This window comes from Sediminicola luteus (assembly GCF_040566555.1).
Classification (GTDB): domain Bacteria; phylum Bacteroidota; class Bacteroidia; order Flavobacteriales; family Flavobacteriaceae; genus Sediminicola.
Window position 1 is genome coordinate 35,833 of sequence record NZ_JBEWYP010000005.1, and the last position, 21,210, is coordinate 57,042.

General features: G+C 40.9%; 16 protein-coding genes. 1 reads left to right on the forward strand and 15 read right to left on the reverse strand.

Features of this window, described 5'->3' with window-relative positions; genetic code table 11:
• Positions 1-2 precede the first annotated feature (2 nt).
• The 15 genes from ruvA to ABXZ32_RS10000 form a co-directional block, all read right to left on the reverse strand.
• Positions 3-584: a Holliday junction branch migration protein RuvA gene (gene ruvA, locus ABXZ32_RS09930; protein WP_354618528.1), complete on the reverse strand. Its 582-nt coding sequence runs from the start codon at positions 582-584 to the stop codon at positions 3-5.
• A 9-nt stretch (positions 585-593) separates the two neighbouring features.
• On the reverse strand, positions 594-2,891 hold the full coding sequence (locus ABXZ32_RS09935) for an NADP-dependent malic enzyme (protein WP_354618529.1): 2,298 nt from the start codon (positions 2,889-2,891) through the stop codon (positions 594-596).
• A gap of 123 nt (positions 2,892-3,014) precedes the next feature.
• Positions 3,015-4,349, reverse strand: coding sequence for an MFS transporter (locus tag ABXZ32_RS09940; RefSeq protein ID WP_354618530.1), 1,335 nt, complete (start codon positions 4,347-4,349; stop codon positions 3,015-3,017).
• 208 nt (positions 4,350-4,557) lie between these two features.
• A complete protein-coding gene (gene queG / locus ABXZ32_RS09945) occupies positions 4,558-5,478 on the reverse strand; it encodes a tRNA epoxyqueuosine(34) reductase QueG (protein ID WP_354618531.1) in 921 nt (306 codons plus the stop codon).
• A 5-nt stretch (positions 5,479-5,483) separates the two neighbouring features.
• Positions 5,484-6,806, reverse strand: coding sequence for a cytochrome P450 (locus tag ABXZ32_RS09950; protein WP_354618532.1), 1,323 nt, complete (start codon positions 6,804-6,806; stop codon positions 5,484-5,486).
• Between the two features lie 66 nt (positions 6,807-6,872).
• Positions 6,873-7,895, reverse strand: a complete 1,023-nt coding sequence (ruvB, locus tag ABXZ32_RS09955; protein WP_354618533.1) for a Holliday junction branch migration DNA helicase RuvB — start codon at positions 7,893-7,895, stop codon at positions 6,873-6,875.
• A gap of 64 nt (positions 7,896-7,959) precedes the next feature.
• Positions 7,960-8,787 (reverse strand): GIN domain-containing protein, encoded by an 828-nt coding sequence (locus ABXZ32_RS09960; protein ID WP_354618534.1) that lies wholly within the window; start codon positions 8,785-8,787, stop codon positions 7,960-7,962.
• Positions 8,788-8,925: 138 nt separating this feature from the next.
• Positions 8,926-10,752: a cytochrome c oxidase subunit I gene (locus ABXZ32_RS09965; protein ID WP_354618535.1), complete on the reverse strand. Its 1,827-nt coding sequence runs from the start codon at positions 10,750-10,752 to the stop codon at positions 8,926-8,928.
• Between the two features lie 40 nt (positions 10,753-10,792).
• On the reverse strand, positions 10,793-11,854 hold the full coding sequence (locus ABXZ32_RS09970; RefSeq protein ID WP_354618536.1) for a cytochrome c oxidase subunit II: 1,062 nt from the start codon (positions 11,852-11,854) through the stop codon (positions 10,793-10,795).
• A 33-nt stretch (positions 11,855-11,887) separates the two neighbouring features.
• A complete protein-coding gene (locus ABXZ32_RS09975) occupies positions 11,888-13,216 on the reverse strand; it encodes a quinol:cytochrome C oxidoreductase (protein WP_354618537.1) in 1,329 nt (442 codons plus the stop codon).
• Positions 13,217-13,233: 17 nt separating this feature from the next.
• Positions 13,234-13,794, reverse strand: coding sequence for a c-type cytochrome (locus ABXZ32_RS09980; protein ID WP_354618538.1), 561 nt, complete (start codon positions 13,792-13,794; stop codon positions 13,234-13,236).
• Between the two features lie 10 nt (positions 13,795-13,804).
• On the reverse strand, positions 13,805-14,326 hold the full coding sequence (locus ABXZ32_RS09985; RefSeq protein ID WP_354618539.1) for a DUF3341 domain-containing protein: 522 nt from the start codon (positions 14,324-14,326) through the stop codon (positions 13,805-13,807).
• Between the two features lie 2 nt (positions 14,327-14,328).
• Positions 14,329-16,056: an NrfD/PsrC family molybdoenzyme membrane anchor subunit gene (gene nrfD, locus ABXZ32_RS09990; RefSeq protein ID WP_354618540.1), complete on the reverse strand. Its 1,728-nt coding sequence runs from the start codon at positions 16,054-16,056 to the stop codon at positions 14,329-14,331.
• A gap of 30 nt (positions 16,057-16,086) precedes the next feature.
• Positions 16,087-19,200: a TAT-variant-translocated molybdopterin oxidoreductase gene (locus ABXZ32_RS09995; RefSeq protein ID WP_354618541.1), complete on the reverse strand. Its 3,114-nt coding sequence runs from the start codon at positions 19,198-19,200 to the stop codon at positions 16,087-16,089.
• A gap of 39 nt (positions 19,201-19,239) precedes the next feature.
• Complete coding sequence (locus ABXZ32_RS10000; protein WP_354618542.1) at positions 19,240-20,595, reverse strand: c-type cytochrome; 1,356 nt, start codon at positions 20,593-20,595, stop codon at positions 19,240-19,242.
• 230 nt (positions 20,596-20,825) lie between these two features.
• On the opposite strand from ABXZ32_RS10000, the gene ABXZ32_RS10005 reads away from it, so the two are divergent.
• On the forward strand, positions 20,826-21,197 hold the full coding sequence (locus ABXZ32_RS10005; RefSeq protein ID WP_354618543.1) for an SPOR domain-containing protein: 372 nt from the start codon (positions 20,826-20,828) through the stop codon (positions 21,195-21,197).
• The last annotated feature ends 13 nt before the right edge of the window (positions 21,198-21,210 follow it).

Consider the following 21,210-nt stretch of genomic DNA (forward strand, 5'->3'; position numbering starts at 1 on the left):
TTTTACAAATTTTTAAGCGCCAGTTTAATAATATTCTCAACGCTTAGTGAGGGATCTTGACCCAAAACTTTATCCACCACTTTTTCTGCATGTTTACGGACAAATCCAAGAACCTCTAATGCTGATAACGCTTCATCTTTGTTTGTATTGTTTGAAGTAGCCGAAACTTCATCGATATCATAAATTTTAAGAATTTTATCCTTCAAATCCAAGATTACCCTTTGGGCCGTTTTTGCTCCGATCCCTTTTATTCCCTGTATTGTGGGGACATCACCAAGGGCAATTGCGTCCCTAACTTGACCAGGTGACAAGGAGGACAACATGGTCCGTGCCGTACTGGATCCTATTCCCGAAACAGACAATAAAAGTCGGAATATTTCACGTTCAGATTTTTCAGCAAATCCAAACAAGGTATGCGAATCTTCCTTCACCTGTAAATGGGTAAAAAGCATGATGCTTTCCGAATCTCCAATTTTAGAAAATGTATGTAAGGAAATATTAACAAAATATCCTACCCCTGAGCACTCAATGACTACATGGGTAGGATTTTTCTCAACTAATTTCCCCTTTAGATGGGTCACCATAAATGTTGCTTATTTAGCCTCAGATTTTGCTTTCTTTCTTCTTTCTCTTTCTTGCGCATCCACAACGGCTACGGCGGACATGTTGACAATTTCATCAACACTGGCCCCCAATTGCATGATATGGACAGATTTACGCAACCCGACCATTATTGGACCTATAGAATCTGCCTTATTCAATTCCTTTAGGAGTTTATAGGTGATGTTCGCCGATTCCAAGTTAGGGAACACCAAGGCATTGACGTTCTTCCCTGCCAGTTTGGAAAATGGGAACTTGCTTTGGTGCAATTCCTTGTTTAAGGCAAAATCGATCTGCACTTCTCCATCTACGACCAAATCAGGATTTGATTCGTGTAAAATCTTGACCGCCTGCTTAACTTTTGAGGCGTTTGGATGGACAGAAGAACCAAAATTGGCATAGGACAACATTGCCATCACAGGCTGAAATCCGAATGTTTTTGCAACGTTTGCGGTCATCTTGGCTATTTCTGCCAATTCTTCCGCATTAGGATCTATATTAATGGCGGTATCCGCTAAGAATAAAGGCCCACGATCTGTGATCATTATATTTACGGTAGCAACTTTCTTTACGTCCGATGCCTTTCCAATAACTTCAAAAATAGGTTTTACCACAGTTGGATAGGCCCTAGAGTATCCAGAGATCATACCATCTGCATCCCCTTCCCTTACCATCATGGCGCCAAAATAATTACGCTCCCGCATTTTTATGCGAGCTCCGTATAAGCTTACGCCACTTCTATTCCTTGATTCGCAATATTTAATGGCATATTTATCTTTAGTAGCACTGGATTCGTCGCTATTGGGATCTATAATGAGTACGTCTGCATCAAATTCGAGCTCCTTTTTAAGCTCAAGGATAACCTCTTTTCTACCTAATAAGATAGGAATAGCGATCCCCTCGTCATAGCTGATCTGCGCTGCTTTTAATACATCCAAATGATCTGCCTCGGCAAATACAATCTTCTTCGGATTGGATTTTGCCCTGTTATGTAGCAAACGAACCACCTTATTATCATTTCCGGATCGTTGCAGGAGCTCTTCCCTATATTTATCCCAATCTTCAATAGGCAATTTGGCAACACCACTTTCCATGGCTGCCCGTGCTACCGCTGGTGGGATTTCTGAAATAAGTCTTGGGTCAAATGGCTTAGGAATAATATAATCCTTCCCGAAGGTCAGCCTAGTTTCACCATAGGCAATATTCACTTGTTCTGGAACAGGGGCCTTGGTAAGTTCGGCCAATGCCTTAACCGCCGCCATCTTCATTTCCTCATTGATCTTGGTGGCCCTAACATCTAACGCCCCTCTAAAAATAAATGGGAATCCAAGCACATTGTTAACTTGGTTAGGATGATCTGACCTTCCTGTGGCCATGATAATATCTTCCCTCGTCTTGTACGCTATTTCATAGGCAATCTCAGGATCTGGATTGGCCATTGCAAAAACGATAGGGTTATTGGCCATGGACAATAACATCTCTGGACTTACGATATTGGCAATGGAAAGACCTACAAAAACATCGGCATCTACCATCGCTTCCTCTAAAGTGTCAATCTTTCTGTCCGTCGCAAATTCCAGTTTCTCCCCTGTAAGGTTGTCCCTGTCACTACGGATTACCCCTTTGCTATCGAGCATTACAATATTCTTACTACTGGCTCCGAAGGCCTTGTACAATTTGGTACAGGAAACGGCCGCAGCGCCGGCACCACTGATGACGATACGTACGTCCTCTATTTTCTTTTTGGTAATCTCAAGAGCGTTCAGTAGAGCGGCAGCAGAAATTATTGCCGTTCCGTGCTGATCATCGTGCATTACAGGAATATCCAGTTCCTCCTTTAGCCTTCTTTCAATTTCAAAGGCTTCAGGAGCCTTGATATCCTCAAGATTGATTCCTCCAAAAGTTGGGGCGATCATCTTAACGGTCTCTACAAATTTGTCCACGTCCTTGGTATCAATTTCAATATCAATACCATCGATATCCGCGAAAATCTTAAATAGAAGACATTTACCTTCCATTACTGGCTTGGAGGCCTCTGGCCCTATATCTCCCAATCCCAAAACTGCGGTTCCATTGGAAATGACCGCAACTATATTGCCTTTGGCTGTATATTTATAAACGTTATCCTTATCCTTTGCAATTTCCAAGCAAGGTTCCGCCACACCAGGGGAATATGCAAGACCTAAATCCCGCTGTGTCGCATAAGGTTTTGTAGGGACAATCTTTATCTTTCCAGGTTGTGGCTTGGCGTGATAGACCAAAGCTTCCCTTCTCCTTTTTTCTTTGCTCATATAAATGTGATTTAAAAAATCAAATTTAAAGGTAATCTTTATAAAAGCGTAAAAAGATCCCAGTTTTATCCAAACAAAATGAGCCTCCCAGACTGGGGCATAAAAGTATTGTCCAATTAAATATTAAGCCTCAACGGATTCTTTGGCTTTTGAAACGTTTAATCTTAGTGCCAGTACTGCTGCAATAACAAAAAATACACCAGCAAAAAGGATAGCGTTAACAGCATTTCCGCCCAAGAGATATTTATAGATGGGACCAAATGTCAACGTTTCAATTCCCATGGGAATAACAATCATCATGTTCAAAATACCCATGTATACCCCACGTCTTTCTTGTGGAACTACTTTGGAGACCATGGTATATGGTATACCCATCATCGCCGCCCATCCGATACCAAATAATACCATTGGAACAAGCACTAATTTTGGATCACCAATGAAAGGAATAGAGAATAGTGCCAAGGCCACACCCACCAAACTTATGGAGTACACGTTTTTACCCCCATATTTCAAAGTCAAAGGGACCAATGCCAAGGCAACGATCATAGTGACAATGTTATAGGTTAAACTCATTTGTGCCGATTGCGAAGCAGCTTCAGAAATCCCATAATCCATGGTAAGCATGAAGAGAGGAGTTATATACTGCCAGTACACGAATAACGCGTACCATTGAAAAAGATAGACTGCTCCCAGTTTCCACATGAAAAGCGGCATCTCCTTTATAGCGCTTACAATTTCTGCAAAAGGTTTTGCTATGCGCTGGCCTATTGGTTTTGCCCTAGTTTCATTGATTTCAGCCAGTTCTTCCGGAGTCGGTGGAATTTCCGGGGTTTTAAATACGGACCATAATATGGTCGTAATAGAGAGCATGCCTCCTATATAAAACGAATAATAAATCCATTTAGGAATCTTGCCTGCAGTTTCAACGGTTTCGGCCCCGAAGATATATTGGAACAATACAATTGATCCCATAGCCAAAAGAATTCCGGCACCCACAAAAAGACTTTGCATTTGATAGCCAAGACTCAATTGCTTTTCCGGTAATTTATCACCAACAAAAGCACGGTATGGTTCCATGGCCATATTATTACCAACATCCAATATCCATAATAGCCCTACTGCGAACCATAAGGCCGGACTAGATGGAAATGCGAACAAACACAAACTACCAATAATGGCACCGATCAAAAAGTAAGGCTTACGTCTACCCCATTTTGGAGACCAGGTCTTGTCGGACATGGCACCAATAATAGGCTGAACGATTAATCCGGTTACCGGACCGGCAATATTCAAAATAGGAAGCATTTCTTCCGATGCGCCCAGGAATAGAAAAATAGGGTTAATGGCGGTTTGTTGCAGTCCAAAGCTGTACTGTATACCCAAAAAACCAACATTCATATTAAAGATCTGCCAGAAACTTAATTTCGGCTTTTTTATCATTGTCAAAATCTTATTCATGTTCTCTAAAATATGTTACGTTTTCAGCCTTTTTGTTCGCAGACAAACAACTATACTGTTATTTAGATTTGTTAAGTTTCACAGTCAATTCTTGAGGAATTCACAAAACCTACAGTCCCCGAATATAGTATAATTAGTTCCTTCTTAAAAAAAACTTAAAAAGAAAATCAAAATATACTTTACGAAAACGATGTAGTGAACCGCTGTTTTATTTTAGAAAATCAATATTCCTTGACAAACCTGAGAATTTTGTTCGTTTCACTGCTGATTTTTGGAATACTTTTTTGAAGACGTCCTCGGTAATTTCTTCCCAATCCTTTTTTGTCATCGACAATAGATCGGGATGTGGATTAAATAGGGGTTCGTTGTGGGATTTAGAAAACCTGTTCCAGGGGCATACATCTTGGCAAACATCACAGCCAAACATCCAATCGTCCATTTTCCCCCTAAAATCGGACGGTATCTGATTCTTTAATTCTATGGTAAGATAGGAGATACATTTACTGCCGTCCACCACGTATGGCTCCACAATGGCTTGTGTGGGACATGCATCCAAGCAAGCGGTACATGTGCCGCAGTGGTCCGTTACTCTTGAGTCATATTCCAAATCCAAGTCGACGATCAGCTCGGCTATAAAATAGAAGGATCCCACTTGTTGGGTCAATAAATTGCTGTGTTTTCCTATCCATCCCAACCCGCTCTTCGCCGCCCATGCCTTATCCAAGACGGGTGCGGAATCTACAAAAGCCCTTCCGTTCACCTCCCCTATTTCCTGGGTGATAAATTCCTGGAGCAACTTTAGTTTGGTTTTTATGACATGATGGTAATCTTGCCCATAAGCGTATTTTGAGAGCTTATAACTATCGTCGTTTTGTTCTACCTGTGGATAATAATTTAGTAGTAATGAAATGACGGACTTGGCCCCATCGACCAGTAATCTTGGATCTAAACGTTTGTCGAAATGGTTTTCCATATACCCCATTTCGCCGTGCATATTTTTGCTGAGCCATTGCTCCAGTCTCGGTGCCTCCTCTTCCAAAAATTCGGCTTTTGATATGCCGCATGACAGGAAACCGAGCCTTTTGGCTTCGGCTTTTATTAGATCGGTATGTTTTTGAATATTGCCCAAATCAATTATCGTTCTTCAAACAATAAAGGTACACACTTTGGCTTCAAAGATATCAATGGATTGATTTCCACTTTTCCCAAAGAAGTTTTGATCTTGTATTTTTTAGTGATTTCCGCTACCGCCAGGATCATTTCGTACATAGCAAAATTATTGCCAACGCACATCCTGGGCCCTGCCCCAAAAGGATAGTAGTAATCACTATAATCCTTCTTATCCGTAGTATTGAATCGACTAGGAATAAATTCTGAAGGTTTCTCCCAAAAATCGGCATATCTGTGTAGTTCGTAAACTGACATTAATACAAGGGTATCCTTTGGAAGGGATATGCCCTCAAAAGAATCATCTTCTGTGGCAATCCTATCTATCACGTAGGCCGGCGGATACAAACGTAGGGCCTCCTCCAAGCACTGTTTTACCAATTGAAGCTGCATGGCACCCTGCATGAGATCCATCTCGGGATCATCAAAATCTACCTTAGAAACTTCCTGATAAACCTGTTCCTGGATTTCTGGGTGACTTGCCAATAGAAACAATGTAAAGCTAAGGGCATTTGCTGTAGTCTCATGGCCCGCGGTAAAAAGTATCAATACTTCATCGATCAATTGTGCGTCGGACATGGGCGACCCATCTTCATATCGCGCCTTAAGTAGCATATCCAGGAGATCGTCTTTTTCCTGGCCAGAAGTCCTTCTTTCCTCAATAATTTCCAAGAGCAACTTTTGGCCTTCCTTGCCCATGGCCAAGTGTCGGTCTATTTTGCCACTTAACCGATACCACCATCGCAAATAGGGCTGTCTCATCTCTTTGATCAGCATCCGTTGATTCGCTTCCGTAATATGTTGCAATTGGGACATTTTCTCCCTGATGTCGGTACTGCTAAATAGGGATTTTGCCACCACTTGAAATGCGAGGTCCCCCATGAGCGGAAAGATATCCTCTTCTGTATTGGGTTTTATACGCTTGAGTTCAAAGCGTATTGACTCCCTTATGACCCCCATTAAATTCTGTAGCTTCTTTTTGTGAAATGCAGGCTGTACCATCCGCCTATGGACCCGCCAATGTTCTCCAGTGGATGTAAGGATGCCATGACCTATATATTTGGCAAGATCCACCGTTTGTAAAGGTGATTTTTCGAATTTTTTATGCTGCTTTTGTAGAATATGCTTAATGAGCCCTGGATTTCTGGTAAAAAGAACCGTTTCCTTGGTGGTCAACTGTACTTTAAAAGAATCCCCATGGGCCTCAAAATTTTCATGGTGAAAGGGCAAGGGATTTTTTAGAATTCTCCTTGCATTCTTTAAGACTTGAAACCTGGATATTAACTTCAAAATGTTCTTTTGATTACGGGACCTTCAGCATAAATACCAAATATGGACTACTGGGTGCGGTAGCGTTTAAAAAAGTCCGCCTTGGACACTCCCTTTGATTCTTCCCAAATGTTTGTAGGCCAATTCTGTAACTTCCCTACCTCTAGGGGTACGCATGATAAAGCCCTGTTGAATCAAGAAAGGCTCATACACCTCTTCTATGGTTTCAGCACTTTCTGAAACTGCTGTAGCCAGAGTGGTGATCCCCACAGGACCTCCTTTAAATTTATCTATAATGGTCGTCAATATTTTATTGTCCATTTCATCCAAACCATGGGCATCTACATGTAATGCCTTTAGACCAAAGCGAGAAATTTCCATATCTATCTTTCCATTGCCCTTAATTTGTGCAAAATCCCGCACTCTCCTTAAAAGGGCGTTGCAAATTCTAGGGGTTCCCCTGCTCCTTCCGGCTATTTCGATAGCAGCATCTTGGGTGATTGGGGTCTTTAAAATTTCCGCACTGCGTTCCACGATGGTAGACAGCAGTTCTGTGGAATAATATTGTAATCTACTCTGAATTCCAAAACGGGCGCGCATGGGAGCGGTCAATAATCCAGAACGGGTGGTAGCTCCAATAAGGGTAAAAGGATTCAAATTGATTTGTACAGATCGGGCATTGGGGCCCGATTCTATCATAATATCTATCTTATAATCCTCCATGGCGGAATATAAATATTCCTCCACGATTGGACTTAATCTGTGTATCTCGTCTATAAAGAGAACATCCCTTTCATCCAAGTTGGTTAACAAACCCGCTAAATCCCCTGGTTTGTCGAGCACGGGACCTGATGTCATTTTTATTCCAACCCCAAGCTCATTGGCCAAAATATGGGCTAAGGTAGTCTTCCCCAAACCTGGAGGACCATGAAACAAGGTATGGTCCAGAGCCTCCCCTCTTAAATTGGCGGCCTGAACAAAAATCTTTAGGTTTTCAAGAACTTGTTCCTGACCCGTAAAATCATCAAAGGAAATGGGGCGCAATGCCCTTTCAATATCAAATTCCTCGTTGGAAAGATTATCAGCCGTTGGATCTAGGTTCTCATTCATATACCTACAAAGATAATGGAAAATGCCGCTACTTCTTTAGGGCATGGGTCGTTAATTTAAAGCCCTAATCCTTTCTTTTGATCAGCTCAGAAGTATCCAAAAACTCCATAATAGTAATCTTGGGATTGCCATAGATATAGGTCTTGGAGGACCCGCTAGTAGTCAATTCCAAATCTTCCAGAGCCCTTAGATAAGCGCTCGTTGAATTTTCCAATTTAACCTTAATTACCTTTGCCTCATATCGTTCTGCTTTGAAGTCGGCATTATCAACGGCTTCAACTTGAACCATACCTACGGTGCCTTCCATACTAGCCGAAGCGTTAGAAGATAATTCTATATAACTTGATTCTCCAACTGTATAAATTCTGGCATCTGCCCTATCCTTCATATTCACATGCAGGGAGTCTGCTGCGAAGTTGAAGTCCCCAGAACTTTTCTCGTCCATTCGTACACGCACTAATGCAGCGCTTGCGTTGATTTCCATTCTTGCAGATCCCAATACTTGAATATCTAAAATATCAGTTGCAATAGATTCTTTGGACACCATTTTCCCATCTTGTTGAACAAGCTGCACCAAATCTGTGTAATACACAGTAATATCCAGTTTCTTTTTGGATTGTATCTTATAGAAAGAAGAAATATAAAGGGTACTATCCTCCACTTTAAACTTCAAAACATCCAGAAGATTATCGTCTGCTACAACCTTGTAGCCTTCCATTGGAGCTCTCACCAACTCAATTTCCAAATCGTCCTTTAGCTCTATGGCATTAAATGCCGCTAGCTCTTCCTTTACCTCGGCAACGGTCCTATTACCCTTAATTTTCGGTTTTCTCTGTGCCACTACACCCACATGGACCAATAGCAACAGAAGTACAGTTAATTTCTTCATCATTTTAATTTTTACCCAGCTGGGCTTTTTATTACCAGTATTAAAGATATTATAAAATAGTATAATACCCATTCATTAGCCGTGGATATAAAAAAACCCCCAACTAAAATTAGTTGGGGGTTTTCACTTTATCTTAGAACCTTAGTGGTGCATTTCTTCTTCATTCTCCTGTAAAGGCGTCGTTTGTGGAACGAAATCCTGTCCAGGAATTATGTATTCCCCATTTTCATAGGTCTTACTGTAATCATAAGCCCAACGGTGTACTTCCGGGATTTTACCAGGCCAGTTTCCATGCATATGCTCTACAGGAGTAGTCCATTCCATAGTGTTGGATTTCCATGGGTTTTGAACTGCTTTCTTTCCGTAGAATATACTGTGTATAAAGTTATACAAGAAAACGATCTGAGCCACACCTGCGATAAGAGCGAATGTAGTGATCAATATTTGAACATCGGTAAGATCATCAAACATTGGGAATGCCGTATTTTGATAGTAACGTCTTGGTACTCCAGCCATCCCAACAAAGTGCATTGGGAAGAATACCCCATAGGCACAGATTGCCGTGATCCAGAAATGAACATACCCTAAGTTTTTGTTCATCATTTTTCCAAACATTTTTGGGAACCAGTGATATACACCTGCGAACAAACCATAAAGCGCAGAGATACCCATTACCAAATGGAAGTGGGCTACTACGAAATAGGTATCGTGAACGTTGATATCCAAAGTACTATCCCCAAGTATAATTCCTGTTAAACCACCACTAATAAATGTGGAAACCAAACCAATTGAGAATAGCATGGCCGGGTTTAGCTGAAGGTTACCCTTCCATAATGTAGTTATATAGTTGAAAGCCTTTACCGCTGATGGTATCGCAATCAATAGGGTTGTAAATGTAAATACAGATCCAAGGAATGGGTTCATACCAGAAATAAACATATGGTGACCCCATACGATAGTTGATAGGAATGCAATGGCCAAAATAGAGGCAACCATCGCCCTATATCCAAAGATAGGCTTACGTGCATTGGTAGACATAACTTCAGAAGTTATACCCAAAGCAGGCAAAAGAACAATATATACCTCAGGGTGACCCAAGAACCAGAACAAATGTTCGTAAAGTACAGGGGAACCACCTTGGTAGTGCAACACTTCTCCTTGGATAAAAATGTCCGATAGGAAAAATGAAGTTCCAAAACTTCTATCCATGATCAGCAACAATGCTGCTGAAAATAGTACAGGGAAAGATATTACACCGATAACTGCCGTTACAAAGAACGCCCAGATTGTTAATGGCAATCTTGTCATGGACATCCCTTTGGTACGCAAGTTTATTACCGTAACGATATAGTTCAAAGAACCAAGTAAAGAGGAAGCGATGAAAATAGCCATAGAAGACAACCACATTGTCATTCCCAATCCAGAACCTGGTTGGGCCATCGGCAATGCAGACAACGGAGGATAAACCGTCCATCCTGCAGCTGCCGGTCCTGATTCCAAAAATAGGGAGCCCATCATTATCACAGAAGACAAGAAGAACAACCAATAAGAAATCATATTCAAAAGACCAGAGGCCATATCTCTTGCACCAATCTGCAAGGGAATCAATAAGTTACTAAACGTACCACTTAATCCCGCCGTTAAAACGAAGAAAACCATGATGGTTCCGTGGATGGTCACCAATGCCAAGTAGACATCAGCATCCATTACTCCTCCAGGTGCCCATTTACCCAATACAGCTTCAAAGATTGGGAAAGATTCACCAGGCCAAGCCAATTGCATTCTAAACAATAAGGACATAGCGATACCAACAAAACCCATGATCAAACCAGTAATCAAATACTGCTTTGCAATCATCTTATGATCTTGACTAAATATGTATTTAGTTATAAAGGTTTCTTTATGATGATGCCCATGATCATCTGCGTGATCCTCTACATGTGCGTGTGCGTGTGCTGTTGCAGACATAATCCTATTCTTATTTTATATTAATTTTCTTTTTATAGCCTTATTCCTGGATTGAAGCAATTGTAGCCGCAAATGTCTGCTGTTCAGCCATCCATTTGTTGTAATCCTCTTCAGATTCTACAATAATCTTCATTTGCATGTTATAATGTGATTTTCCACAAATCTTATTACATAGCAATATATAATCGAATTCCCATGGTTCGGAGTTAGGTAAACCTTGGGCTGCTTTTTCCGCCCTGATACCATTAACTCTTTTCACCTTATCCACTACGTCCGGATTTAGACGCATTTCTTCTGTTGTAATTGTAGGAGTATAGGAAAATTGTGTAATCATCCCTGGAACACAGTTCATTTGAGCTCTAAAGTGAGGCATATATGCAGAATGCAATACATCCTGAGACCTCATTTTAAAGTTCACCTTTCTACCAACAGGTAAGTGTAATTCCTTAACAATGATATCATCACCGGCATTTGGATCGGATTCATCCAATCCCATTACATTGGCCCTATCGATATCAATCATCCTTACGTTGGCCTCACCAAGAACATTGTCCTCTCCACCATATCTCGCTGTCCAGTTAAACTGCTGCGCATATAATTCCACGATCAACGGATCATCCTCATCATTGATATCCATGATATTGGTCCATGTGTAAAGTCCCCAAAGAATCAATCCGGCCAAAACCACTACTGGGATGATGGTCCAAATAAACTCCAAACGATCGTTATCAGCATAGAATAATGCCTTTTTACCTTTTTCACCTCTGTACTTGTACGAGAAGTAATGAAGTAATGCCTGAGTTAACGTTTGAACGATAAAAATAATAACAAATGATGTTATCATCAAACTATCATATTCCCCACCATGCTCAGATGCAGCTTCAGGAAGTAATACTTTGGTGTATTTCCAGAAACTGAAAATGGTTATTCCGTATAGGAATATTAAAAACGCAAACATGAGGTAACCGTTATACTTGTTATCCTTGTCGTTTGCTATTTGCGAATTATCTGTCTTGATCTGAGACAATTCAAATATTTTGGTCATTTGCCAAATTGCAATTGCCACTAATACTAAAACAGCTATTGTTAATAATGCAGTCATTGTATGATTTGATATTATTCTTTAAAACTAATTCTAATAATGAAAATGCTTACTCTCTTCAATGAACGGGTTACGTTTTGGTTGCATTGGGGCCTTTGTCATTGCCCTAAAGATCCAAAATATAAACAATCCACCGAATAATAATACCGCTCCAATTTCAGGAATCCCAATATACCATTGGTCACCTACTGTAGATGGCATTATCATATTAAATATGTCTATGTAATGTCCACATAATATAACAACACCTGCCATTACGATAAACCAATTCATCCTTTTGAAATCGCTGTTCATCAAAATAAGAACAGGGAATAAAAAGTTCATGGCCACCATGCCGAAAAATGCCAGTTTGTAATCAGCGATACGCGTTACGAAATAGGTTACTTCCTCCGGGATGTTAGAGTACCATATCAACATAAATTGAGAGAACCATAGGTAAGTCCAAAATATACTGATACCGAACATAAACTTAGCCAAATCGTGTAAATGACTATTATTTACCTCTGGTAGAAAACCTCTAGATTTTAAATATATGGTAACCAAAGCGATTACAGTAATTCCAGATACGAACATACTGGCAAATACATACCAACCGAATAACGTACTGAACCAGTGTGGGTCAACACTCATGATCCAATCCCAAGACATCATGGATTCCGAAACCAAGAACAACACCAAGAATGCGGCAGAAGCTCTAAAATTCTTTACAAAGCTACTGTTATCGCTTGACTCATCTTCACGTAATGACAATTTTCTTGAATACTCACGGTATCCGATCCAAATAGCCAAATAGATAGCTGCCCTGATCAAGAAAAAGGTTGGATTTAAGTAACCCGCTTTACCCTGCAACAACTTATCCTCTGCAACTACTTCGGGATCCATCCAAACGAATAGATGGTTCAAGTGCATCGTGGAAAGTACTAAAATAACGAATACAATAATTCCTCCAGGAACTATGTAAGACGTAATTCCTTCCATTACCCTAAATAACAAAGGGGACCATCCTGCCTGTGCAGCACGTTGGATTGCATAAAATGCCAAGGTACCCAATGCCAACATCATAAAGAAAAAAGCTGCCACATATAGCGCAGACCAAGGTCTGTTCTGTAATTGGTGCAACAAATGCTCGTCATGTGAAGAGTCATGTGCCTCGGCAACAGTAGCAGCTCCATGCTCACCTTCTTCAGCGTGCATTGTTTCCGCTCCATGATCACTTCCGTGTTCATCACCGTGGCTGGCAACCATAGCTTTTGCTTCTTCAACATTGGACGGCATTGAAACGAATCCAACTCCAACACCCAGTGCGCCAACAACCATTAAAATAATTGAAGCAATTTTTAGTCTATTTGAAAAAGTGTACATACTTCTAAATCTATGTATTATTTTGTTAAGTCTTGTTTCAGTTTCATAACGTACTCGGCTACTTGCCAACGTTCCTTATGATTCAGTTGGCCTGCGTAAGACCCCATGGAGTTTAGTCCATAATAGATGGTATGATAAGTACCTCCCACGCTAATGTTACGTGCCGCATCGTCATAACTTGGAACACCCAATATTTTTTCACGCTCCACCAAAGTACCTACGCCATTACCTTTTTCACCGTGGCAAATAGCACAGTAAATATTGTATAATTCCATTCCCACCTTCATATTGTCCTCCGTCTGAAGAGAATCTAGTGGACTAGCCTGTAACTTGGCCAAATCCCTACCCTCAGGATCATTCTCGAATTCATAGGGCATCCAACCTCTAGGAATGGTATTGTCCGCAGGTAACTGAGCCTCCATTTGACGTGGAAGAAAATCTACCTTTTCATAGGTCTCATAACCAACAGGAACATACATGTTAGGCATGTACTGATAGTTTCGGCTATTCTTATCAGAACAAGATGCTACTGATAAAACCAATCCTAAAACAATTACTATTTTGCTAAAACTGCTCATAATATTATGACTACTTTTCTGTAATATTAATTTCCACTGCCCCTGTACTCAGCAACAATTCTTTTAATTCAGCTTCATTATCATGAATCTCTATTTCCATCAGGAAATGATCATCTGTTGTTCTTACATCTGGATTTTCAGCTTCTTTGAAAGGCCACAATTTACTTCTCATATAAAAAGTGATCACCATTAAGTGAGCCGCAAAAAATACCGTAAGTTCAAACATAATTGGAACAAAGGCCGGCATATTCTCCAAATAACTAAAACTTGGTTTACCACCAATATCCTGAGGCCAATCTTGAATCATCATATAATTCATCATTGTAATGGCTACTCCCAAACCAATACATCCATACATAAAGGACATAATAGCAAGTCTTGTTGGAGCTAGACCCATGGCTTTGTCCAAACCGTGCACAGGAAAAGGACAATACACCTCTTCGATATGGTATTTGGCAGCCTTTACTTTTTTGACCGCGTGCATTAACACGTCGTCGTCATTATAAAATGCATGTATAACTTTAGATGACATAATTACTTCTTGTTATTTAAAATCTTAGCCTGTCCTGCCCAATCATCCCTCTGTGCCCTTCCTGGAAACGATCCAGTTATTGAGTCCAACAAGTCATATTCTTTTTGGGTCATTCTACTTACCTGAGCAAAAGTATATACTCCAATTTGATTTAAGGTAGCCTCCATTTGAGGACCAATACCTTTTATCTGCTTCAGATCATCCGGAGTATCAACTGCACTGTCAAAAACACCAATTGATGTTAACAAGGCAGATACTTTCTCTTTAGCATCTGGTTCAGGAAGAGACTTTTTCTCTACAATCTTTTCCTTTATGTCAGCTATCCTATTAATTTCATATAATGGCTTACCTGCATCTCTTAAGGTCTTGTATTTCTCACCAGAAGATTTTAAGATCGACTTAACTTCTGCCTGCGCAATTACAGGGAAGGTTCTTGCGTACAATAAGAAAAGTACAAAGAAGAAACCAATTGTTCCTATAAATATCCCAATATCCACAAAAGTTGGGGAGAACATGGTCCATGAAGATGGAAGGTAATCCCTGTGCAAGGAGGTAACGATAATTACAAAACGCTCAAACCACATTCCTATGTTCACCACAATGGAGATAAAGAAAGAGAACATGATACTTGTTCTTAACTTTTTGGACCACATAAACTGTGGAGAGAACACGTTACAGGTCATCATTGCCCAGTACGCCCAAGCGTATGGTCCAGTTGCCCTGTTCAAGAACGCATACTGCTCGTATTCCACACCGGAATACCATGCCATGAACAACTCCGTAATATATGCACATCCAACGATAGAACCTGTAATCATAATTACAATGTTCATCAATTCAATATGCTGTATAGTAATATATGCTTCCAAGTTACTCACCTTTCTCATAATGATCAACAAGGTGTTCACCATTGCGAAACCAGAGAAAACTGCACCAGCAACAAAGTACGGTGGGAAGATAGTGGTATGCCATCCTGGGATTACCGAGGTAGCAAAGTCAAAAGATACAATGGTATGTACAGAAAGTACCAGTGGGGTAGCCAAACCGGCCAATACCAAAGAAACTTCCTCAAAACGTTGCCAGTCTTTTGCACGACCTGTCCAACCAAAACTTAGCAAACTGTATATCTTCTTCTGGAAAGGCTTCACAGCCCTGTCACGGATCATCGCAAAATCTGGCAATAATCCTGTCCACCAGAACACCAATGATACCGAAAGGTAGGTTGAGATTGCGAACACGTCCCAAAGCAATGGGGAGTTAAAGTTCACCCATAGCGATCCAAACTGGTTTGGGATTGGCAATACCCAATACGCCAACCATGGTCTACCCATGTGGATGATTGGGAACAATCCTGCCTGAATTACAGAAAAGATGGTCATAGCCTCCGCGGAACGGTTAATGGCCATTCTCCATTTCTGTCTGAACAATAGAAGTACAGCGGAAATCAACGTTCCTGCGTGACCGATACCTACCCACCAAACAAAGTTGGTAATATCCCAGGCCCAGCCCACAGTTTTGTTCAATCCCCAAGTACCAATACCTGTAGAAATAGTATAAATAATACAACCGATTCCCCAAAGGAATGCCAATAGTGATATGGAAAAAACAATCCACCAGTGTTTGTTGGCTTTCCCTTCTACCGGAGCTGCAATATCAACGGTTACATCGTGGTAACCTTTGTCTCCAATTACTAGGGGTTTTCGAATAGGTGCTTCGTAATGCGACGCCATAATTTATAATATAGTTACTTTACTTTTTTATTATGCTTCGTTTGTATTTCTCACTTTTACATGATAGAACACATTAGGTTTTGTACCTACATGCTCCAACAAGTGATACATACGGTCACTCTTTTTCAACTCAGCAATCTCACTTTCTGAATCATTGATATCCCCGAACTTCATAGCTCCATTGCTACATGCAGCGGAACAAGCGGTCTGGAATTCATCATCCTTAACCGTACGGCCCTCTCGTTTGGCATCCAAAATACTCTTTTGTGTCATTTGAATACACATAGAACATTTTTCCATTACCCCACGGGAACGTACATTGACATCAGGGTTGATTACCATTTTACCCAAATCATTGTTCATATGGTAATCAAATTCATCGTTGTTGTTGTATAAGAACCAGTTGAAACGACGCACTTTATAAGGACAGTTGTTGGCACAATATCTCGTACCCACACATCTGTTGTATGCCATGTGGTTCTGACCTTGACGGCTATGCGATGTAGCAGCAACAGGACAAACAGTCTCACAAGGAGCATGGTTACAGTGCTGACACATTACTGGCTGGAAGGCTACCTGTGGATTGGTCGCTGGATCTTCCAACTCTCCAAATCCTCCTAAAGAACCTTGATCACCCGATAATCCGGCAAAATCATCTTTTTTCTGATCATCCTGTGCAAAGGTATCTTCTGAAGAGTAGTACCTATCGATACGCAACCAATGCATATCCCTAGATTTTCTCACTTCTTCCTTACCAACTACGGGAACGTTATTTTCTGCATGACAGGCTATAACACATGCCCCACATCCTGTACAGGCATTTAAATCTATAGATAGATTGAAGTGATGTCCTATGGATCTATCAAAGCTGTCCCATAAATCAACAGAAGTAGCATCTACCTCTTGGTGATCCAAAGACACCTTTGGCACTTCATTCCATATATGGGCATCTTTAGTATTGAACACCTCCAAAGTAGTTTCTTTGATGATATCCCCTCTACCCATTAATGTTTTCTGTAATTGAACACATGCAAACTCATGCATTCCGGCAGACTTCTCAATGCTTACCGCTTGCTCACCGGCAAAACCTTGATACAACACATAGGCGTTAACACCTGTCTGCATCTCGTCTTTCATTCCTGCTTTTCTTCCGTATCCAAAAGAAAGACCTACTGAACCGTTTGCCTGTCCTGGCTGTATGATAACAGGAACATTATCTACACTTACACCATTTACGGTCAATTTGGCATAACTACCATTTAAACCGCCGTTGGCTACATTTTCATTGATCAAGCCAAGCTTTTCAGCATCGGCCTTGGAAACAGTCACATAGTTGTCCCAAGAAACCCTTGTAATAGGATCTGGAAACTCTTGCAACCAAGGGTTATTGGCTTGCTGCCCATCTCCCATTCCAATTTTGGAATACAAGGACAACTCCATCCCTGTTGTGGATGTCGCTGAAGCCAAACTGCTTATAGCTGAAGCTAATGGTACCGCTGTACTTTCCATGGCATCAGCCACAGGAGCAACAGTTTCAGCATCAACTGCCGGAGCGGCCGATGCGGCAAAAACACCATCGTGCAATGCTTGGTTCCACTCTCCGGAACCTAAAATACCAGCTCCCCAAGTTTCCTTGATATATTCATAATACGTCTTATCGCTATCCATCCACTTTAAAAGGGCAGTCTGAAGCTGACGCGTATCAAACAATTCCTTTATCGTAGGCTGCATTAAGCTATAATGACCTTTTTTCATTTCTGTATCGCCCCACGATTCCAAAAAGTGGGAAGAAGCACCAACATACTGCGCCACAGCAGCAGTCTCAGTGTTATTCAAAGCAAAGGCTACAGATAAATCAACTTTTTTAAGTCCCTCTGCAAAATCAGCGCTGTTTGGCAATGAATACATTGGGTTTACACCATCAATGATCAAAGCACCAACAGTTCCCGCATTCATATCGGCAATCAACTTATTAACCGCCGCTACATTACCTTGCCTTACATATTTAGGAGCCTTGGCATCGAAAGCCTTGCTCTGCAACATCTCATTAATTGCCAATACCACAGACTGTGCATTGACATCGTCCAATCCTGTTACCACTACGGCATCAGATCCAGCTTTTTGGATCTCTTTTGCGGCAGCTTCGACAGCCTTGGCTATTTTTTCCGGCAGCTCCCCACCAACAGACGTTCCGTTCAACTGACCGTACAACTTGGCCAAAGCCACTTTTTGTTGTGATGGTGTTAACGCGGTACGCTTATCAGCATTGGCACCAGCCAAAGACATATTGGATTCAAATTGTATATGTCTGGACATTTTTCCATTCTTCGGTATACGACCTTTGGAATATCCACTATCATATCCTCCACCTTGCCAATCTCCCAAGAAATCAGCACCAAAGGATACAATAAGTCCAGCTTTTTCAAAATCATAATCAGCCAAAGCCCTTTCGCCATATTTGGCAGCAAAGGCACTTAAAGCAGCATCTTCAGAAACAGCATCGTATACCACATGGTTCACATTGCCAAAAGCCTCTTTAAAATCCCCAACCAATCTTGATGTAGACGGACTAGCATAGGTTTGTGTCAAGATCGCGATCTGCTTTCCTGAATTCTTCAAAGAACCCAATTTAGCTTTAACAGCATTGTCAAGAGTACTCCATTCAACAGGCTCCCCATTGAACATTGGCCCTTGCAATCTTGTACTATCATACAAGGACAATACAGAAGCCTGAACTCGTGCATTTGCACCTCCGTTCACTTTGGCATCAGTATTATTCTCAACCTTGATAGGTCTGCCCTCACGTGTTTTGATCAAGATACTTGCAAAATCAAAACCGTTGGCTATAGTTGTAGCGTAATAGTTAGCCACACCTGGAATTATGCGTTCTGGTTGAACCACATAAGGTATAGACTTAATTACAGGTCCCTCACAAGCCGCCAAAGAAGCTGCAGCTGTACTAAAACCAACGTACTTAAGAAAGTCCCTTCTGTTTGTTGAAGTGGATGCCAAATTGTCCTTATTCCCCAAAAACTCATCTACTGGGATATCCTGGACAAATTCATTCTGTCTTAGCGTCTCAACAATGGAATCGTTAGGATTTAACTCCGCCTCGCTCTTCCAATATTTTTTGTTTGATGACATATGATATATCTGAAAATTATCTTCTTGTTAACCTTAATATTAATAGTGACATTTACCACATTCCAATCCACCCATCTGAGCAGCAGTCAGTGTTTCTACACCGTACTTTTTGGAAAGTTCCTCATGTATCTTATCGTAGTACTCGTTACCCTCAACTTTTACATTGGTCTCCCTATGACAGCTGATACACCATCCCATTGTCAATGGTGAATATTGGTACATTATTTCCATTTCCTCCACAGGACCGTGACATGTCTGACATTCAACCCCGGCCACAGAAACGTGTTGGGAGTGGTTAAAGTAAGCAAAATCAGGAAGGTTGTGGATTCTTACCCATTCTACAGGTTGTGAATCACCAGTATACTTCTGGTTCTCCTCATCCCAACCGACAGCTTTGTAAAGTTTTTTAATTTCCCCTGTATAAAAATCATTGGTGTACCCGTTTGCCAAATCTTCTGGACTTGGCCCTTCTGGGTTACCTTTGTATTCGTAGATGGATTTATGACAGTTCATACACACATTCAATGCAGGAATTCCAGAATGTTTGGAAACTCTTGCAGAGGAATGACAGTACTTACATTCTATTTCATTGTCACCCGCATGGATCTTGTGCGAATAGTGAATTGGTTGCACCGGTGCGTACCCTTGATCGATCCCAACTTGCATAAAGTAACCATATACATAATAGGCACTTCCCAAAAGAAGAAAGATCACGGTAACCAAAACTAAAAATTGATTTTGGGCGAAAGCTTTCCAGATTGGCGTTCTTTTCTGCGCCTTATCCTTTTCTACTACAACCCCATTGGCCTCAGCAATACGCCTCAAGGTCTGGTTGACCAAGACAAGCATTACCACCAATAAACCGAATACCAAAACCAAGGCACCCAAAATAAGCTCATTTGAGATTCCGGATGCAGCAGGTGCCTGCCCAGGAACTGCCCCTGGAACGGGAGGAACTACAGCCGCAACTGGAGGAGCATCGGTATAAGCAAGGATATTATCAATATCAGCATTGCTCAATGTCGGAAAAGCCGTCATTGCCGCCTGATTGTACTCATTGTAGATTTTCACAGCAGCAGGATCGCCTGATTTAACCATTCCTGCACTGTTCTTGATCCAAGTGTACAACCACTCCCTATCATGCCTTTCAGTAACGCCAGCCAAAGCAGGGCCGGTCATTTTTCTATCCAAAGCGTGACAAGCAGCACAATTTTGATTAAACAATTGCTTTCCTTTTGCTGGGTCACCCGCAGACGCAGTAGCCTCTGCAGCAACCTCCGTATCCGCTGCAACAGCCTCCTCTTGAGAAAAAAGAGATGTTGAAGACAGTAGAAACACTACCAAACTGATACCTAAAAACTTAGAAATTTGATTACGGTATGGAACCTTTTTCATATTAAAAATATTTCTATCGAAATCTTGGCACGATATTTACTTGATATTGTACAAGCTATACTTATCGCCGTTTAAATTGCTGACAAAAATACGACATAGACTTTATTTTGGAAATGTTAATGGATTGATAATTTATAATTTATAGCCATTCTAAATAGAAAAATATTATACTTGTTTGAAGGATAAAAAATTACTTTTGCAAAAGTCTTTAATACTAAGCTAGATACACTATGAGAACAGTTTTCAACGCCCTGATATTGCTATTTTTTTCTACGGTAAGTTTTGCCCAACAGGGAACAATTTCAATAGAGCAAGATCCAAAAATTGACGCCCTGGTCCAGATTTATAAGTCGAGCCCCGACATAGCGTCCGTGTATAGAATACAGATATATTTTGGATCCCTCAATGATGCAAAGGACATTAAAATGCAGGCGGAAGGGGATTATCCAGATTGGTATTCCAAGATAGATTTTATCTCACCAAGCTACAGGGTGAGGATAGGCCAGTTTAAAACAAAGCTCGATGCAGAGCGCAATCTTATGGATGTTCGTAAGAAATATCCAAGCGCGATGCTTATACAGCCAGAGAAAAAACAGTCTTAATATTCTTACCTTT

Bases quoted from the DNA above. Each gene is read 5' to 3' on its own strand.
- ABXZ32_RS09985 (WP_354618539.1), bottom strand. From the start codon at position 14,326: ATGTCATCTAAAGTTATACATGCATTTTATAATGACGACGACGTGTTA.
- ABXZ32_RS09960 (WP_354618534.1), bottom strand. From the start codon at position 8,787: ATGATGAAGAAATTAACTGTACTTCTGTTGCTATTGGTCCATGTGGGT.
- ABXZ32_RS09980 (WP_354618538.1), bottom strand. From the start codon at position 13,794: ATGAGCAGTTTTAGCAAAATAGTAATTGTTTTAGGATTGGTTTTATCA.
- ABXZ32_RS09975 (WP_354618537.1), bottom strand. From the start codon at position 13,216: ATGTACACTTTTTCAAATAGACTAAAAATTGCTTCAATTATTTTAATG.
- ruvB (WP_354618533.1), bottom strand. From the start codon at position 7,895: ATGAATGAGAACCTAGATCCAACGGCTGATAATCTTTCCAACGAGGAA.
- ABXZ32_RS09940 (WP_354618530.1), bottom strand. From the start codon at position 4,349: ATGAATAAGATTTTGACAATGATAAAAAAGCCGAAATTAAGTTTCTGG.
- ruvA (WP_354618528.1), bottom strand. From the start codon at position 584: ATGGTGACCCATCTAAAGGGGAAATTAGTTGAGAAAAATCCTACCCAT.
- ABXZ32_RS09995 (WP_354618541.1), bottom strand. From the start codon at position 19,200: ATGTCATCAAACAAAAAATATTGGAAGAGCGAGGCGGAGTTAAATCCT.
- ABXZ32_RS10005 (WP_354618543.1), top strand. From the start codon at position 20,826: ATGAGAACAGTTTTCAACGCCCTGATATTGCTATTTTTTTCTACGGTA.
- ABXZ32_RS10000 (WP_354618542.1), bottom strand. From the start codon at position 20,595: ATGAAAAAGGTTCCATACCGTAATCAAATTTCTAAGTTTTTAGGTATC.
- ABXZ32_RS09935 (WP_354618529.1), bottom strand. From the start codon at position 2,891: ATGAGCAAAGAAAAAAGGAGAAGGGAAGCTTTGGTCTATCACGCCAAG.
- ABXZ32_RS09970 (WP_354618536.1), bottom strand. From the start codon at position 11,854: ATGACTGCATTATTAACAATAGCTGTTTTAGTATTAGTGGCAATTGCA.
- ABXZ32_RS09965 (WP_354618535.1), bottom strand. From the start codon at position 10,752: ATGTCTGCAACAGCACACGCACACGCACATGTAGAGGATCACGCAGAT.
- nrfD (WP_354618540.1), bottom strand. From the start codon at position 16,056: ATGGCGTCGCATTACGAAGCACCTATTCGAAAACCCCTAGTAATTGGA.